A 1,247-nucleotide genomic window follows, 5' to 3' on the forward strand; every position below is an offset into this window, starting at 1 on the left:
GCGATTTCATCGAGCTTCGTGCCGTCATTGAACTCGACGGTAAGCGCGTTGGCGATCGAACGCTTGTCCGGATCGTGATAATCCTTCGTGTATTGCGGGTCTTCCACGCATTCCATCTTCGCGCGCAGCGTGTCGATGCGCGGATCCTGCGCGATCGAATCTTCGTAATCCGCCGCGGTGAGACGGCCGTGAATCAGCGGCACGGCGATCATGTACTGAATGCAGTGATCGCGGTCGGCCGGGTTGTTCAGCGGCCCCTTCTTGTCGATGATGCGAATCGCCGCTTCGTGCGTGCGGATCGTGATCTTCTTGATGTCCTCGACGCGCTTGCCGGCATCCTTCAGCTTGCCATGCAGCGTCATCGCCGCTTCGACCGCGGTTTGCGAATGGAACTCGGCGGGGAACGAGATCTTGAAGAGCACGTTCTCCATCACGTACGAGCCGTACGGACGCTGGAACTCGAACGCGTTGCCCTTGAAGAGCACATCGTAAAAGCCCCATGTTTTAGCGGTCAGAACCGACGGATAGCCCATCTCGCCGGTCTTCGCGATCAGTGCGAGGCGCACGGCGCGCGAGGTGGCGTCGCCAGCGGCCCACGACTTGCGCGAGCCCGTGTTCGGCGCATGCCGATACGTGCGCAGCGAATGACCATCGACGAAGGCGAGCGATACCGCGTTGATCAGTTCATCGCGCGTCAGGCCGATCATCTGCCCGACGACCGCCGTCGAGGCGAGCTTCACGAGCAGAACGTGATCGAGGCCGACCTTGTTGAACGAATTCTCCAGCGCGATGCAGCCTTGAATTTCGTGCGCCTTGACCATCGCGATCAGGACGTCTTTCATGGCGAGCGGCTTCTTGCCCGACGCGATCGCATTGCGCGAAAGCCAGTCGGCGGTGGCGAGAATGCCGCCCAGATTGTCCGACGGATGGCCCCATTCGGCGGCGAGCCATGTGTCGTTGAAGTCGAGCCAGCGAATCATCGCGCCGATGTTGAAGGCGGCCTGAACCGGGTCGAGCTGAAACTGGGTGCCGGGCACCTTCGCCCCGTTGGGGACGATCGTGCCGGGCACGATGGGTCCCATCAGCTTGGTGCAGGCGGGATAGGAGAGGGCTTCGAGTCCGCAACCGAGCGTGTCGATGAGGCAGTTGCGCGCCGTTTCGAGCGCAAGCGTGCTGTCGACCTTGTAGTTGAGAACGTAATCGACTATGTCGACGAGTACCTTGTCCGGATCAGGGCGGACGTTGGA

At 61.3% G+C, this 1,247-nt stretch carries 1 protein-coding gene; it reads right to left on the minus strand.

All coding sequences use genetic code 11. The features are described from left to right. Positions 1-1,247 (minus strand): bifunctional 2-methylcitrate dehydratase/aconitate hydratase (locus tag AWB70_RS38100; protein WP_235024441.1); only part of this gene is annotated, 1,247 nt, incomplete at both ends.

This window comes from Caballeronia cordobensis (assembly GCF_001544575.2).
Taxonomy (GTDB): Bacteria; Pseudomonadota; Gammaproteobacteria; order Burkholderiales; family Burkholderiaceae; genus Caballeronia; species Caballeronia cordobensis.